General features: G+C 61.5%; 13 protein-coding genes, 1 tRNA gene and 1 pseudogene. 6 read left to right on the top strand and 9 right to left on the bottom strand.

Annotated features, from left to right (window positions below; translation table 11 throughout):
• Window positions 1–91 precede the first annotated feature (91 nt).
• A pseudogene (locus QWI75_RS22845) lies at window positions 92–832 on the top strand (tyrosine-type recombinase/integrase); the annotation flags it as partial.
• 184 nt (window positions 833–1016) lie between these two features.
• On the opposite strand, the gene QWI75_RS12370 reads toward QWI75_RS22845, so the two are convergent.
• Both QWI75_RS12370 and serS read right to left on the bottom strand, forming a co-directional pair.
• Window positions 1017–1106: transfer RNA gene (locus tag QWI75_RS12370), tRNA-Ser, on the bottom strand.
• Between the two features lie 370 nt (window positions 1107–1476).
• Complete coding sequence (gene serS / locus QWI75_RS12375) at window positions 1477–2760, bottom strand: serine--tRNA ligase (protein WP_289268883.1); 1284 nt, start codon at window positions 2758–2760, stop codon at window positions 1477–1479.
• 167 nt (window positions 2761–2927) lie between these two features.
• Here serS and QWI75_RS12380 point away from each other — a divergent pair, with 167 nt between their 5' ends.
• From QWI75_RS12380 to QWI75_RS12390, 3 genes are read left to right on the top strand one after another with little or no spacing between them, the layout of a single operon-like run.
• On the top strand, window positions 2928–3941 hold the full coding sequence (locus QWI75_RS12380) for a PA0069 family radical SAM protein (RefSeq protein WP_289268884.1): 1014 nt from the start codon (window positions 2928–2930) through the stop codon (window positions 3939–3941).
• Window positions 3942–3984: 43 nt separating this feature from the next.
• Entirely contained in the window at window positions 3985–4368 is a 384-nt protein-coding gene (locus QWI75_RS12385) for a rhodanese-like domain-containing protein (RefSeq protein ID WP_289268885.1), read from the top strand.
• A complete protein-coding gene (locus tag QWI75_RS12390; protein ID WP_289268886.1) occupies window positions 4365–5444 on the top strand; it encodes a DUF362 domain-containing protein in 1080 nt (359 codons plus the stop codon). The genes QWI75_RS12385 and QWI75_RS12390 overlap by 4 nt, the downstream gene beginning before the upstream one ends.
• 13 nt (window positions 5445–5457) lie before the next feature.
• Here QWI75_RS12390 and QWI75_RS12395 read toward each other — a convergent pair whose 3' ends face one another.
• The 3 genes from QWI75_RS12395 to QWI75_RS12405 all read right to left on the bottom strand — a co-directional run bounded on the left by QWI75_RS12395 (window position 5458) and on the right by QWI75_RS12405 (window position 9486).
• The gene (locus tag QWI75_RS12395) at window positions 5458–6009 is read right to left on the bottom strand and encodes an OmpH/Skp family outer membrane protein (RefSeq protein WP_289268887.1); all 552 of its coding nucleotides are present in this window, start codon (window positions 6007–6009) and stop codon (window positions 5458–5460) included.
• 126 nt (window positions 6010–6135) lie between these two features.
• On the bottom strand, window positions 6136–7662 hold the full coding sequence (locus tag QWI75_RS12400; RefSeq protein ID WP_289268888.1) for an HD-GYP domain-containing protein: 1527 nt from the start codon (window positions 7660–7662) through the stop codon (window positions 6136–6138).
• A 24-nt stretch (window positions 7663–7686) separates the two neighbouring features.
• Window positions 7687–9486: a HEAT repeat domain-containing protein gene (locus QWI75_RS12405; RefSeq protein WP_289268889.1), complete on the bottom strand. Its 1800-nt coding sequence runs from the start codon at window positions 9484–9486 to the stop codon at window positions 7687–7689.
• A gap of 92 nt (window positions 9487–9578) precedes the next feature.
• Here QWI75_RS12405 and QWI75_RS12410 point away from each other — a divergent pair, with 92 nt between their 5' ends.
• Both QWI75_RS12410 and QWI75_RS12415 read left to right on the top strand, forming a co-directional pair.
• Window positions 9579–10355: a GDSL-type esterase/lipase family protein gene (locus QWI75_RS12410; RefSeq protein ID WP_289268890.1), complete on the top strand. Its 777-nt coding sequence runs from the start codon at window positions 9579–9581 to the stop codon at window positions 10353–10355.
• A complete protein-coding gene (locus QWI75_RS12415; RefSeq protein ID WP_289268891.1) occupies window positions 10352–10672 on the top strand; it encodes a thioredoxin family protein in 321 nt (106 codons plus the stop codon). The genes QWI75_RS12410 and QWI75_RS12415 overlap by 4 nt, the downstream gene beginning before the upstream one ends.
• Window positions 10673–10835: 163 nt before the next feature.
• Here the strand turns inward: QWI75_RS12415 and zwf are convergent, their stop codons facing one another.
• The 4 genes from zwf to QWI75_RS12435 form a co-directional block, all read right to left on the bottom strand.
• Complete coding sequence (gene zwf / locus QWI75_RS12420) at window positions 10836–12380, bottom strand: glucose-6-phosphate dehydrogenase (RefSeq protein ID WP_289268892.1); 1545 nt, start codon at window positions 12378–12380, stop codon at window positions 10836–10838.
• Window positions 12381–12407: 27 nt separating this feature from the next.
• Window positions 12408–13301: a phosphogluconate dehydrogenase (NAD(+)-dependent, decarboxylating) gene (gene gnd / locus QWI75_RS12425; protein WP_289268893.1), complete on the bottom strand. Its 894-nt coding sequence runs from the start codon at window positions 13299–13301 to the stop codon at window positions 12408–12410.
• Between the two features lie 152 nt (window positions 13302–13453).
• Window positions 13454–14263, bottom strand: coding sequence for a nucleotidyltransferase domain-containing protein (locus QWI75_RS12430; RefSeq protein ID WP_289268894.1), 810 nt, complete (start codon window positions 14261–14263; stop codon window positions 13454–13456).
• Between the two features lie 263 nt (window positions 14264–14526).
• The gene (locus QWI75_RS12435) at window positions 14527–14754 is read right to left on the bottom strand and encodes a hypothetical protein (protein ID WP_289268895.1); all 228 of its coding nucleotides are present in this window, start codon (window positions 14752–14754) and stop codon (window positions 14527–14529) included.
• Window positions 14755–14956: the final 202 nt, after the last annotated feature.

A 14956-nucleotide genomic window follows, 5' to 3' on the forward strand; every position in this document is an offset into this window, starting at 1 on the left:
GCGGCTGCTGCGCAAGCGCCTTGGCGAGATGGGCAGGGGGCAGCTCCGCGGACCTCAGTTGGAGAAAACGACCTTCGATGATCTGATGCAGATGTTGCGCGATGAGTATGCCGTCAATCAACGTCGGTCCACCCGACGGCTGGAAACGTGCGTGAAGGCCCTGACGCCCGCCCTTGGTCATCGGCGCGCCTGTGACATCACGCTTGACGCCCTCAACCGCTATGTGGCCGACCGGCTGGCCGCGAAGATTGCGCCCGCCACGGTGAAACTTGAGCTGACCTATCTGCATCGGGCCTTCAAGCTGGCGGAACGAGCGGGGAAGGCGATTGTCCCGCCGTTTCCAGTTATCAGTATCCAGAACGCCCGGAAGGGCTTTTTCGAGCGGCGGGACTTTGAAGCCGTGCGGGCGCATCTCCCAGAGGCATACCGAGGGGCTGTGACGTTCGCCTATCTGACCGGCTGGCGAACGCCGAGCGAAGTCCTCCCGCTGAGATGGAAGCAGGTTGATTTCCAGGCAGGAACCGTGAGACTGGAACCGGGCACGACCAAAAACGATGAAGGCCGAACCCTGCCGTTTGCCGTGCTCCCGGAACTCGCCTATGTCCTGCGGAATCAGTGGGAGAAGGCCCTTGCCTTGGAGATGCAAACCGGGCAGGCGGTGCCGTGGGTGTTCTTCTGGAATGATCGGGGGACGGTGAAGCCTATTCACGTGAAGGCCCTGTATCGGCGATGGAAAGAAGCCTGCAAGCGGGCAGGGGTACCGGAACGCATCCCCCACGATTTCCGCCGGACCGCCGTCAGGAACTTCGAGCGGGCAGGGGTCCCGCGGTCTGTGGCGATGAAGCTGACCGGGCACAAGACTGAAGCCGTGTATCGGCGCTATGCGATTGTGAGCGAGGCGGACTTATCGGAGGGACTCAAGCGGCTGGCCAACCTTCAAGACCTTCAAAAAATCGAGAACCGCCACAGAACCGCCACAATTTCAGACCAAAATCTTCAGTTTTCGCGGGAAAATATGGCGGAGGGGGCGAGATTTGAACTCGCGGACAGGTTGCCCCGTCTCCGGTTTTCAAGACCGGCACGTTCGGCCACTCCGTCACCCCTCCATACCAAGCTTCGCTTGACCCGGCGGCTCATCGGGCGAAGCCCTCTTCATTGACGCCGCCGGAGAAACACCGCTGTTGTTTATTCAGCTTTCCTATAACCAACCTTCGGTTGAGCCGCTCGCTTATTTATCGGTCTATCGTAATTACGGCGAGCGGAGATACTCCTCCAGTAATTCATCCGTTCTTCCTATAACCACCCCTCGGTAGATCCGGCGGCTCCGCGGACGAAGCCCTCTATCGCAAGCCTCGCTTGAACCGGTGGCTGTTTTACGTTGTATCGCACCTGTTGCCGCCGGAGAGACACCGTTGGTGCCTTCGCTTAGCGCCACTTAAACCGCAGGCCTTATTATCCCTTATCCAGTTACATCCGCTATCGCTCAATCCGCTCGACTCCTCCCATATACGGACGTAACGGCTCAGGGACAATCACAGACCCATCGGCCTGCTGGTAATTTTCCAGAATCGCCACGAGTGTCCGTCCAACCGCCAATCCTGAGCCGTTCAAGGTATGGACGAACTCCGTCTTGGCGTCCTTCTTGCCCTTATCGTCGCGCCATCGCATGTTGGCCCGGCGCGCCTGAAACGCCTCGAAATTGCTGCAGGAGGAAATCTCCCGATAGGTCTGCTGTGATGGCAGCCAGACCTCAAGGTCGTAGGTTTTTGCGGCCGAAAACCCCATGTCCCCCGTGCAGAGCGTGACCACTCGGTAGGGAAGGCCCAACCGTTGAAGGATCGCTTCCGCATGGCCCGTGAGCCGGTCCATCTCGCCATAGGAGTCTTCCGCTTTAACCAGACTGACCAGCTCCACCTTGTTGAACTGATGCTGCCGGATCAGACCCCTGGTGTCCTTGCCGTAGGACCCGGCCTCTCGCCTGAAGCAGGGCGTATAGGCGACATAGCGGATCGGGAGAGATCCCTCATCCAATATTTCATCACGGTGCAGATTCGTGACCGGCACCTCAGCCGTCGGGATCAGGTAGTAGGGATCGTCGCGCAACCGGAACAGATCCTCTTCGAATTTTGGCAACTGCCCGGTCCCGGTCATCGAAGCCCGGTTCACCAGAAACGGCGGCAGCACCTCGCGATAGCCATGCTCCGTCGTATGCACGTCCAGCATGAAGTTGATTAGCGCTCGCTCCAATCGCGCCCCCAAACCGGTCAGCACGGCAAACCGCGCCCCGGCGATCTTCGAGGCCCGTTCGAAATCCAGGATGCCGAGCGTTTCGCCGATCTCCCAATGGGCACGTGCGGGCCACTCCATGACCGACGCCGTTCCCCATCGGCGGACCTCGACATTGTCATCCGCCCCCTTGCCGACAGGAACGGACTCATGGGGAAGGTTGGGAATCCGCAAGGCGAGTTCGGCCACCTGCTCTTCGATCGCCCGCAACCCCTCCTCACCCTCCTTGATCCGGTCGCCCACGAGCTTCATCTCCGCCATCGCCGCATCCGCCGACTGTTTCTCTCGCTTCAGCCGCGCGATTTCTTCCGACCCTTTCCTCAGTTGATGCCGAAGCGTCTCGACCTGCACGGTGAGGCCGCGCCGTTCTTCCAGAAGCTTGGCCAGCCCGTCCCAAGCCACGTCCGCGCCGCGCGGACCCAGTGCGGCCCGCAATGTTTCCAAATGGTCTCGCAAGTAGCGGAGATCGTACATGATCACATGCCTTTCGAATCGGGATCGGACAATAACATCGAGGTTCCGCGGAGTCAAACCAAGGTCCGATGAGGCGCGGCGTTTCGTGATCCTGCTCCTGCGTCTTTCGGACACCTTGCATCTGCCACAATCTTGACAGGGCAACGGGCCGAGAGACACCATAGGCCGTGCTGACGGTTGCGAATCCACCCAACCCCTATGAATCGCAGCATCGCGAATGGCTTGAACCGCCGCCGCCGGTTCAGGTTCAGGTCTTCGAGGACGACTCCCGAGAGATCCTGAGCCGAAACGAGAGCCCGGACCTGCCGTTCCGGTGGAGCGTGAATCCCTATCGCGGCTGCTTCCACGCCTGCGCCTATTGTTACGCGCGCCCCAGCCATGAATATTGGGGCTTCGGCGCCGGCACCGATTTCGAATCGAAACTGATCATCAAGCCGGACGCGCCGGATCTGCTCCGACAGGCCTTCTTGCGGCCATCCTGGCGGGGCGAGTTGATCGTCTTCTCGGGCAACACCGACTGTTACCAGCCGCTGGAAGCGACTTATGGTCTCACGCGGGCTTGTCTGGAGGTTTGTGCGGAGTTTCAGAATCCGGTGGGCGTGATCACGAAAAGCGCCCTGATCCAGCGCGACATCGATCTGCTCCGCCGCCTGCACGACCGGGCCTGGCTGCGCGTATATATCAGCATCCCGTTCGCCGATGCGGAGGTGGCGCGCAAGGTCGAGCCGCACGTCCCGTCTCCGGCCAAGCGATTCGCGACGGTCGAGGCGCTCGTCAAAGCCGGGATTCCCACCGGCGTGTCGCTGGCTCCGATCATCCCGGGCTTGAACGATCAGGATATCCCCACGCTGCTCACACAGGCGCGGGCGGCCGGCGCGGACGAGGCCTTCTACACATTGTTGCGGCTCTCTGGCAGTGTGGAACCGGTGTTTCTAGATCGCATGGCGGCGGCGTTTCCCGATCGCATCGACAAGATCCGCCATCGGCTCATGGAAGTCAGGGGCGGCAGACTGTCGGACAGCCGCTTCTACCGCCGCCAGGAAGGCAGCGGCGCCTATTGGAACATGATCGAGACGCTCTTTACCGTGAGCGCACGCAAAGCGGGGTTTCCGGAACCCTGCGACCGGTCGATTCCACAGACCTTTCGCCGTCCGGTGGTCGGACAAATGGCGTTGTTCTAGCTCATGGTGCTCAAGAAATCCACGATGGCGCACAGGTGATTCGATGACACATAATCCCGGATTCCTCAAACTGGTCAACGAAACCCGCGCGCGGGTTCGCGAGTGCATGATCGACGACGTCAAGGCCAAGCTCGATCGGCATCAGCGGCTTCACTTGATCGACGTGCGCGAGGACCACGAGTTCAGCAAGGACCACATCAAGGGCGCCCACCATCTGGGCAAGGGCATCCTCGAACGCGACATCGAAACCCTCATTCCCGATCGGCAGGCCGAGATCGTGCTGTATTGCGGCGGCGGCTATCGGTCGGTCCTGGCGGCGGATGCGCTCCAGCGCATGGGCTATACGAACGTCACCTCGATGGACGGCGGCATCCGCGCCTGGCGGGAGGCCGGATACCCTCTGGAATCAGGGACCGGGACGAAGTGATCGATTTATCCCGCCGAGACCTGCTCGGCCGGATCGGCTTCGGCGCCGGCCTCTACGCCGCCATCGCGATGGCGCCCCGCTCGCTGCTCGGAGACCTGCTGTTCGAGCCCAAGGCGCCGCTGGTCGAACCCAAACCGATTCCTCCCAATCCCTTCGTCAACGGTGCCCGCTCGCTGGTGGCTGTCGTCCAAGGCCGCGATCCGCATGCCATGCTGGCCGCCGGATTGGAGCGGTTGGGCGGATTGATCCGACTGCCGATACAGGGCAAGCATGTGCTGATCAAGCCCAATGTCGTGAACGATCGGCCGCCGCCCTCCACGACCAACCCGCTGGTCGTCGAGGCGGTGATCCGATCGGTTCGGTCGGCCGGGGCGGGGGAGGTGGCTGTGGCGGACAGCTCCGGGCTCATTCGGTTTCCGACCAGGGCCAATCTCGAAGCCACAGGCATGCGGGCCGCGGCGGCACGGCAGGGAGCCAAGATCCTTGCGCTCGAAGATGAGGGCTGGGTCGGAGTGGAGCCGCCTGGCGCGACCGTGCTCCGCCGATACTATGTCTCGAAACCGCTCTATGACGCCGATCTCGTCATCAATGTCCCCGTCGTCAAGACCCACCGGTTTGCCCATTACTCGTGCAGCCTGAAGAATTGGGTGGGGATCGTGCATCCGCGCAACCGACCATCGGTCGCCTTCCTCTCCGGGCACTGGCATGAGCGCATCGCGGAGCTGAACCTGGCCGTGCATCCGCAGCTCACGGTCGCAGACGGGACCACGATTATGATTGAAGGCGGGCCGACGAGCGGCACACCCGCGCAGGCGGACCTCTTGTTGATCAGCGGGGATCGCGTGGCGCTCGACGTGACGGCGCTGGCCCTGCTCCGGTCATACGGGCAATGGCCGAAAATTCTGGAGGGGAGCCCCTGGGATCAGCGGCAGATCAAACGAGCTATCGAGTTGGGCCTGGGCGCCAGCGGACCGGACCACATCGAATTGGTCCCGGTCTCGACGGAAGGGGAGTGCGCTGCCTTCGCCCGGCTTGTCGATCGATTGCGGAAGGAGGTCGGGGCGGGGCAAGTCTAGGAGGGGAGGCCGCCTACTTGTTCACCCGATCAAACTCTTTGATCACCTGGTCCGTGAGGTCGATCGCGTCCTTATTGTAGATCACGATCTTGATCGTCTGTTCGCTGCCCTTGTCCACCACCAGGGCGAACCCGCTCTTCTCCGCCACAGTCTGGGTCGCCGAGCTGATCTTCTTCATGTACTCGTCCACCAACCCTTTTTGCTTGGCGGCCAATTCCTGATTGAACTCCTGCAGCCGCTTCTGGTACTCGCCGATTTTCGTGCGAAACTTTTCCTGCTTTTCCTTCTTGGCGGCGTCGCTCAAGGTGCTTTCCTGCTCCTTGAGCTGCTTTTCCATGCTTTTGAGATCCTCCTCGTCCTGCGCCAGGAGTTTCTGGCGGGCCTGGGCATATTCCTTCAGGGTATCGAGCGCCCGTCGCCCGGCCTTGGTCTTTTCCAAAACCGTTTGAGGATCGACCACGCCCATCTTGAAGTCGGCGGCCTCGACCAAGCCCGCCATCGCTCCCACCACGCCAGATAACATGACGATTGACGCCCACATCGCAGTCCGATCCAGCCAGTTCATTCGCACACGCTCCTTTGTCCGCGAGTTGAAGAGTGGGGCTCTCGCACAAGCAACCGCCCGGCAGGATAGCGTTCGATTTCCGCCACTGTCAAGGAGGGGTCCGAGCGGGACGCACGGAAGAAGACCTCACACGAAATACCGGCTGGTGTCGAACTGATAGGCGGCGTTATCGACGAGCTGGACGATGCTGACCCGGTACTCGCCGTCGTCCGTCTTCTGGGCCAAATCCATCTCGGGTCCGTCCTCGACCGGATTGCCGTCGCTGTCCGCGACCATCCGCACGACCGGCCGCTCGGCATTGTCCTTGTCCTGGGCCGGCCGCACGACCACGGCCAATTCGTTGGTGTCCAACAGGACCAAACTACCGATCGGCACGATCCCCACGCAATTGACGAAAAGTTTCAGCAACACCGGATCGAAGGACTGCCCGCTCTTCGAGAACATGAACTGGAGCACCTTGGACGGCGTCATCGGTTCCCGCCGATACACGCGCGAGGAGGTCATCGCGTCGTAACAGTCGGCAATCGTCACAATCCGGCTCGCCACCGACTGTTTCCACTCAACCGCCAGCTTGGGGTACCCGGAAAAGTCGTAATTCATGTGGTGCTCGAAGGAGGCGGCGGCCATTCGATCGGGAACATGGTGGATCCCCCTCAATGTGATCAAGGTCAGGACGCCCTCCGTCGGATGCGTGCGCATGGTCTGCCATTCCTCTTTCGTAAATTCTCCCGGCTTGTTCAGCACGTCGAGCGAAATGGCGCATTTCCCCACGTCGTGAAACAAGGCGGCCAATCCGAGATCCGCCAGCTCGACTTTGGAGTACCCCGCCCGGTTTCCCAGCGCCATGGACAGGAGCGCGACGTTCACGGAATGGTTGTGCGTGTACTCGTCGTGGCATCGGAGCGTGGTGAGGCCCAACAGAGTCGCCGGGTCCTGCGTCAAGAGATCCACGATATTTTGAATGGCGCGCTTGGCCTGTTTGAATCCGACCGCCCCGCCTTCGCGGGCCTGCTGCGTCAAGTGGCCCACGGCCCCGGCGGCCGACATGTAGGAGTTCTTGGCCACGGCCTTCTGCTGTTTCACTCCGGCCGGATTGAGAAATTTGGGATCCTCCAGCTCGATGCCCTTGACGCCGTGCCCCTCCAGCTCCTTCCGCAGATCCTGAAGCGTCCTCGACGCGGGGTCCCCGGTGACGAAGACATGCGCGAACCCGCGGATGTCCTTGGACTCCACCTCGTTCGAGAACGAAATCCCGCCGACCTTCCAGGCGTTCAAGCTGTCGATCACGCTCGAAAAGACCGCCATCTGCTGGGCGTTGACCTTCAGATGCTGGTCGCCGATGAACAGAAAATCATTCTGGAGACGCAGCACCACCGCGGCGCTGTGAGCCAGTGTCTTGATCAGCGTGAGCATGCCTTCGACCGGCTTGTCGAGCGCGGCATTGGTACGGCCATGGATGCGGGCGGTCTTGATGAGGGCGTTCAACTGGGTGACCAACTGGATCCCCAGCATCAGGATTTGCTGATCCAGAATATCGCCGGCCTCCGACCCCTTGGCGATTTTTTGCGTCAGCGACTTTTCATGAGTGAGGAACGGCTGCCCGCCGGTCTCGGCGTCACCGGTCTCGGGCGGCGATGTCGTGGGCTCATTCATGTGTCAGACCATTCCGACGGCGGATCATCCCATGGACGCGGATTTTGCCTTCTGCTGCTTCGCCGCCAGGATCAACGCGTTGCTGCATGCTTGGCGCACGCTGCCGCCGCCTTTCGCCTGGCCCAGCTCAAGCGCTTGCAGGGCGGCCGGCGTCGCAAGCTTCCCCAACGCCTCGGCGGCGAGGAGCGCCAGATCCTCTTTCTTCTTTCGATTCGTCCAGGACCAGTCGGTGAGCAATCCCTGCCAGTAGGGGACCGCCTCGTCGCCGCTCGTCTGACGGACGGCTTGAAAGACCGCGCGCTTCTCCGCCGGACTGCGGTCGGCAAACGGCTCGGCGGATAGGAGCGGGGCCCAGGCGGAAAACGGAACCGTGTAGTGGCCGTCGTTCAGCAGCTTGAGCGCGGCCATGCGGACCGTTTCATCCTGGTCGCCAACCAATCCGACAAACTTGACCCCGGAGCCGTTCGGACGGAGGTGCCCCAAGAGCCGAATGACCTCCTTGCGGACCTGCGGATCGGGATAGCGGACAATCTTTTCGACCGGCTCGACGTGACGCGGGTCGTTCCACCGGTGAAGAATCGAGAGCAGATGCCGCACATAGGCCGGCCGCCGATCCGTCAGGCCGCGCAGGATCGGCTCCGGCGTCTCCTTGGCGAGGGTGATCAACGCGTCGCTCACAACGGCCTGGTGGGCGGCGAACTGAAGATTGGCCAGCAGTCCGCAGAGGCCGGGCACGGCGGCGGGTTTCAATTGGAGCAGGACCGGCAGGAGGTCCACCGTCCCGACCTCCGCCGAACGGTTCAGGCAGGTTTCAATCAGTTTCAATTGCTCGGGTGAGCCCAAGTCCGAAAAGATCTGCGCGATGCGCGCTTGTTGAGCCTCTGTCAGGCCGGAGCGCATCCCTTCCGATTCGTACAGAAACCCCAGGACGGTATTGACGACCGTCCAATTCCCCTGTTCAAGGAGAGACCGGACGACCTGTCCGAACACATCCAGGCAACGAGACAACACCGGCTCGGATGGCTCCGAGACGAAGATCGCCGAGAGGACCTCGATGAGATAGACCACGCTGTCCCGCCGGCTTTCCGCGGTAATTTCGGCCTGGAGCGCCGTCATTTCCGCTTCCGTGGTCTCGAATCCGGCCAGACCAGATTGAAATCGCGCCCGCTGCGAGGCGCCGGCTCCGCCCGCTCCCCCCTGGCCTTTGGACAGCCGGGACGTTTCCTGATCGATGATCTCGCGAAGCCGTCCCGGAGGGGCGCTCATGGCGCCCGCATTCTGCGGGCTCAGGATATCGAGCGACCCCGCCACCTTGGCGATTTCCTCCGCCGTGACGATCGTGATCGTGGCCAAGTTTTTGGCCCAGAGCCTGGTCACGATGTCATCGTCATCTTCCTCTCCATCCCGTCCGGTCCCGCCCCAGAGCGCGCCGAGAAAAAATGCCAGATCCTCCCGCGAGACCCCGGCATAGATCACCAACTCCCTGATACCGTCAGCATAGAGTTTGAAGGCGAAGTTCTCGCTGGTCCCCTCGGCTTCCGGCTGATAGACCGACTGGTCTTTGAAGTAGAGTTCGGACCGTTGGATCACAAATCCCAACAGGTGGTAGATCGCCAAATGGGATTCGAGACCCCGGTACAACTGGTCGAAGAATTTCTGCGCGACGGGATTATGCGGACCGTAGGTGCGATAGGATTTGGAGGTCTTATCGAGCAGGCGGAGGAGCTGTTTGACCGCCGCCACTTCAGGATCGACCGCTTCCGGCTCCTTCCCTTCGAGGAGAGAAGAGGCTCGGCTGCGGCCTTCCGTTTTGGGCTGGTCCATAGGCTAGTGGTACCGTGGACCCTCCGGTTCGTCAAGAAATTCCACCCTCTGCGCGACCCGACGCATGATGTCCCTTGACCAAGCTTCGCTTGATGAATGACGACCGGACGTCCTGCTCGCTGCTTGTCCCTTACAACAGGGCCGCGTACAATGCGCAAGATTCCGCCGATCGCTCGTCCGACGCCTGCCACGGATTGCAACCAACCCCGATGCCGCCGTCACCGCCCTTGATCATCTGCTTCGGCGATAGCCTGACGGCGGGTTTTCAAACCGCCACGCCCCAGAACCCTACAGGGCGCGAAACGCCCTACGGCGACTTTCTTCAAGAACGCCTGGGAGGTTGGGCTATGGTCCGGGTCAGCGGGATCTGCGGAGAATTGACGGGCGAGATGGTCCTGCGGTTCCGGCAGGACGTGCTGGCGCACAACCCGGCCTATGTCATCATTCTCGGCGGCACCAACGATCTGGGATGGAATGCGCACCCGCAGGAAGTCATGCGCAACCTGGTCAAATTGTATGAACAGGCCCTGGCCGCCAGCGCCACACCGATCCTTGTGACGGTGCCCTCGATTCGAGTGGAAGACACAGGCGATTCACCCGACGCCAGGGATTGGATCGCCGGCCACCTGGCCCGGCGCCACCAACTCAACGGCTTGATCGCGGACTATGCCTCACGCAAAGGCCTGCCCCTGATCGATCTCTTCGCCGCCACTGCCGATCCCGCAACCCAACAACTGGCGGCAGTCTATTCCAATGACGGACTGCACCTGACCACCGCCGGCTACCGGCTGCTGGCCGACTTGATCTATGAGCAGGTCTTTGCTTCCGCTTCGCCATCCGGAACCTCAAGGCCGGCACTGATCTCATGATTCCGGATGTGACCGACTGGGAGTTTGACCGGATTGTCGGCGGATCGCCGATTCCGGTGCTGGTGGAATTCTGGCAACCAGGCTGTGGCCATTGTTGGGCCCTGCTTGGAGAGTTGGAACGGCTTCAGCCGGAAGTAGACGGGCGAATCACGATCCTGAAGATGAACGTGCGCGAGAACCATCAGATTCCAGCCGAACTGGAGATCACCGGATTGCCCGCGCTCGCGCTCTATGAGCAGGGGGAATTTCGCCGTTTCATCGGCGGCCTGGGGAAGAAGGACGAAATCAAAAAGCAGCTACCGTTGGGAGGGTTTTGACAAGGTCCGGCGGCCTTCTCCTCGACTCGTGGGCGTATTGTCATGCGTCAAGCGTCATCCGTCCATCGAGGAAGGGTGAAGGAGGCAGGGTGGAAGACTTGCCGCTCCCTATACGTTTGATGAATGACAACAGACGAATATCCCTCTCCCTGCTGTCCTCAAGTTACAAGATCCGCCAACTCCGGCCATCCTTCTGAATCATCCGATCGGCTTCGACCGGCCCCCAGGTCCCGGCCGGATATTCCGGCAGCCACCGAAGCCCCTGTTGGCTCCAACCTTCCAGAATGTCGGTGATCCAGGCCCAGGAAGCTTCGACCGCATCCCGCCGCATGAAGCGCGAGGCGTCGCCCGCCATTACGTCCAGCAGCAGCCGCTCGTAGGCTTCCGGTGAGGGTTTGCCGAACACGTCGCAGTATTTGAAGCTCATTTCGACCGGATGGGTTTCGGCCCTTGTGCCAGGCACTCGCGAAACGATTCGCAGCGAGAGCCCCTCTTCCGGCTGAATCCGCAGGGCCAGCACATTCGGTGGCTGGGGCTGCTGCGGATTCGTATTGAACAGGATCTGCGGAATCTCTTTGAACTGCACGGCCACTTCGCTGGCCCGTTTCGGCAGCGCCTTGCCGGTGCGCAGATAAAAGGGCACGCCGGACCAGCGCCAGTTCTCGACGAAACACTTCACGGCCACATAGGTCTCGGTCGTCGAATTGGGGTTCACGCCGGATTCGCGACGATAGCCGGGCACCTGTTCCTTCTGCACCCGGCCCTCCGCATACTGAGCCCGCACGGTAAAGGATTCGACGTCCTTCCCGCGAATCGGCCGGAGGCAGCGCAGCACCTCCATCTTGGCGTTGCGCACCACGTCCGGGTCCAGCGAATAGGGCGGTTCCATCGCCACCAAACAGAGCAGTTGCAGCAGGTGGTTCTGGATCATGTCGCGCAGCGCGCCCGCTTCCTCGTAATAGGTCGCCCTCGTGCCCACGCCCTCCGCCTCGCTGACCGTAATCTGCACATGGTCGATGTACTTGTGGTTCCAAACCGGCTCGAACAAGCTATTCGCAAACCGGACCACCATGAGATTCTGAACGGTTTCTTTCCCGAGATAATGGTCGATGCGGAAGATCTGCGACTCGTCGAACACCCGGCCGGTCACCGCGTTGATGTGCTTGGCCGATTGAAGGTCCCGGCCCACCGGCTTCTCCACGATGATGCGCGCATAGGGGACATTTTGAGCCGGACGCACGGCAAGCCCGGATTGTTCAAGCCCCTGACACACCGTGGTAAAGGAACTCGGAGGAATGCTCAAATAAAAAATCCTGTGGCCGGGGAGGCCGAACTGCCGTTCGATCTCCTCCGCCCGCTGTTTGATCTGTTGGAAGGTGGCGGGATCGTCCGTGTCGCCGGGCTGATAGAAGAGATGATTCGAGAAATCCCGCCACTTCTCGTCGCTCAGGGCCTGGCGGGAGAAGCGCGTGATCCCTTCCCGCGCCACCCCGCGGAACTCCTCGTCGGTCATCGGCTTCCGTCCCAACCCCAACACGACATACTTCTCGGGGAGCAACCCGTCGAGCAACAGATTGTAGAGGGCCGGGATCAACCGCCGCCTGGCGAGGTCGCCCGAGCCGCCGAAAATCACCACCGTGCAGGGCTCGACCGGGGACAATCCGTTGGTCGCGGTCTCGACATGGATGCGTTCGGCGTCAGCAGTCATAGGGCAGGGCTCCCGGGGACATAAGGGTTACCGGCGAACGGCATGTCCGCCGAAGGCGTTCCGCAAGGCCGCCAGCATCTTCTCGGCAAAGGACTGTTCCTGCCGGGAGCGGAACCGGGTGAACAGGGCCATGGTCAAGGTCGGCACCGGCACGTCCTTGTCGATCGCCTCCTGAATCATCCATCGGCCTTCTCCCGAATCCTGGACGAACCCCTTCAGCTTTTCGAGCTTGGGGTCTTCCTTGAGCGCTGCCGCCGCCAGTTCCAGCAGCCAGGACCGCACCACGCTGCCCTGCATCCAGAGATCGGCGATGCGGGCCAGGTCCAGATCGTATCCGCTCTTGGCCATCAGCTCAAACCCTTCGGCATAACCCTGCATCATGCTGTACTCGATGCCGTTATGGACCATCTTCACATAATGTCCCGCGCCGGGCCCGCCCACATAGGCCCAACCGTTCGGCGGCGCCAACGTGGTCAGCACCGGCGACAGCCGCTCCACGACCGCCCGGTCGCCGCCGACCATCAGGCAATAGCCGTTGGCGAGCCCCCACACGCCGCCGCTGGTCCCCGCATCCACATAGTGCAGGCCTTTGGCCTTCAGCTCGGCATGGCGCCGCAAGTCGTCGTGAAACCGCGTATTGCCTCCGTCCACGATCGCATCGCCCGCAGCCAACAGGGCGGCCATCTGCCGGATCGTGTCTTCGGTCGGAGCGCCGGAGGGCACCATGATCCAGACCGTCCGCGGAGCCGCCAGTTTCGAAGCCAGATCGGCCAGGGACGTCGCGCCGACGCAGCCCTGTTGCTCGGCCTGTTTGATCAGCTCCGTCGCTCGGTCATAGACCACCACCCGGTGCTGGCCCCGCCGGAGCCGCGTGACCATGTTCATGCCCATCTTGCCAAGCCCGATGAATCCGATCTCCATAAGAAACTCTCCTCTCCTCAACTCAAACCATGAGCAGGAACGTCAATCGTCAATCGTCACACGTCAATCGTAAGGAAGCAACGAAGCTTCGTGCAGATGCCCTTTCAGTCACCATTTGACGATTGACGGATGACGTATGACGACACTGCAGGCTAGTCGATCCGGGCCGGCAGCGGGATATCCTTAAACAACAGATCGGCCAGTTGCCGCCCAAGATTGAGCTTGCCCGCTACCGTCGGCTCCAGGTGAAACCGCTCGACAAGCCCGCCGATCGCGGGATCGCGGGAGGATAAAAAACGAATCACGTCGGCTGGCGCCGTCGGCCAAAATCCGCGCAAGCGGAAAAAGGCCTCCAGGTACCGGTCGACAAACAGGGCCAGCAGATACTGCGCGGTCGCCGGCTTGCGCTGCAAGTCCTCGGCTTTTCCCAGGAGATGCAGGCACTCGGTTTTCAAGCGGATCTGCTCGAACAGGGCCACGCGCTCCGGTCCTTGCCGAAACCGCTCGGCGGCGCGCTCGACCAGTTGGGCGCCGACCCCCTCGTGATCGAACAGGACGCGGGCCTTGCGCAGCAACGACGCTAGCCTTGGAGAATAGGCGAGTTCCTCCTCCATCAGGCGCTGGCCCCGATACCGGATATCGACGATGCGATCCGCAACCCGGATCAATTCGTCCCGATCCGCCTCTCCCTTGACGACGGCGATCAAATCCAGATCGCTGTGGGGTGTCAACATGCGGCGCGCCGCCGATCCGGTCAGCAGCACCGCCACCAGATCGCCGCCCCGCTTGCCCTTTACGTGCCTCAGGGCATGCGACAGGATCTCGTCGAATCCCGGCGGTTCGAGAGCCTCGGGCGGTTCGGGAAGGTCCGGCACCGCCAGCAACTCAGCATTCAATTCTTGACGGGTCGGCCCGTCGACCGTCTCGCCCTCGGACGCTGCCGGTTTCACATCTTCATGCATGGTGCTTCGTGAGAACGCCGGTTAGCCCGCATTATTCACGAGAATTCGTGACGAAACCGCGGAGATGCCATGCGTTGGACCCATTGCATGGAGAAGAGCAATGGGTGCCCCGTGCGGAGCCGCGAAAGCCCGAGGCATACTTGCGACAGTATGTCGAGGGAGCGAGCGGCGAGCCCGCCTGGCTGGCTGCCCTTCAGGCGCGGCCAGTCTTGTCGCAGCGGCATATCGGCGGTTGCAGTAGAAGTCATCGTGAATAATGCGGGTTAGCCTCCGGTCGCTCCTTGAATCTGGGACGGGAGATCCGCCAGCCATTGGTCGAACGGCCGGTCGGCATCCACGATGATCTCCAATTTTCCCGACTTCAGTTTTCTCACCAGGCCGGGGCTCTCGGTGGAGAGGGGGATTTCGATCCACTCGCGGTCCAACCCCAGTTGATCCGTCAGTTCGAGAATCCGGCTGATCTGCTGAAACGACACGGTCTCGAGCGGCATCCGGCCTCCGTAGTTCTCTGGCATTCTAAAGATGGGATCGAAAGTGTGTCAACGAACCCACCGCGGCCAAGCGCCGTGGTGTTCGTCATGCGTCATTCGTCAACCGTCAAACGAGGAGCGAGAAGAACAATCGCGCGGAGTTTAGCCGTTTCTCCGCGATTGACGTTTGACGCTTAACGCTTGACGATGAACGTCCGAGGTC

Source organism: Nitrospira tepida, from assembly GCF_947241125.1.
Lineage (GTDB): Bacteria > Nitrospirota > Nitrospiria > Nitrospirales > Nitrospiraceae > Nitrospira_G > Nitrospira_G tepida.

Bases quoted from the DNA above. Each gene is read 5' to 3' on its own strand.
- serS (WP_289268883.1), bottom strand. From the start codon at position 2,760: ATGTACGATCTCCGCTACTTGCGAGACCATTTGGAAACATTGCGGGCC.
- QWI75_RS12385 (WP_289268885.1), top strand. From the start codon at position 3,985: ATGACACATAATCCCGGATTCCTCAAACTGGTCAACGAAACCCGCGCG.
- QWI75_RS12395 (WP_289268887.1), bottom strand. From the start codon at position 6,009: ATGAACTGGCTGGATCGGACTGCGATGTGGGCGTCAATCGTCATGTTA.
- QWI75_RS12400 (WP_289268888.1), bottom strand. From the start codon at position 7,662: ATGAATGAGCCCACGACATCGCCGCCCGAGACCGGTGACGCCGAGACC.
- QWI75_RS12405 (WP_289268889.1), bottom strand. From the start codon at position 9,486: ATGGACCAGCCCAAAACGGAAGGCCGCAGCCGAGCCTCTTCTCTCCTC.
- QWI75_RS12410 (WP_289268890.1), top strand. From the start codon at position 9,579: ATGAATGACGACCGGACGTCCTGCTCGCTGCTTGTCCCTTACAACAGG.
- QWI75_RS12415 (WP_289268891.1), top strand. From the start codon at position 10,352: ATGATTCCGGATGTGACCGACTGGGAGTTTGACCGGATTGTCGGCGGA.
- zwf (WP_289268892.1), bottom strand. From the start codon at position 12,380: ATGACTGCTGACGCCGAACGCATCCATGTCGAGACCGCGACCAACGGA.
- gnd (WP_289268893.1), bottom strand. From the start codon at position 13,301: ATGGAGATCGGATTCATCGGGCTTGGCAAGATGGGCATGAACATGGTC.
- QWI75_RS12430 (WP_289268894.1), bottom strand. From the start codon at position 14,263: ATGCATGAAGATGTGAAACCGGCAGCGTCCGAGGGCGAGACGGTCGAC.
- QWI75_RS12435 (WP_289268895.1), bottom strand. From the start codon at position 14,754: ATGCCGCTCGAGACCGTGTCGTTTCAGCAGATCAGCCGGATTCTCGAA.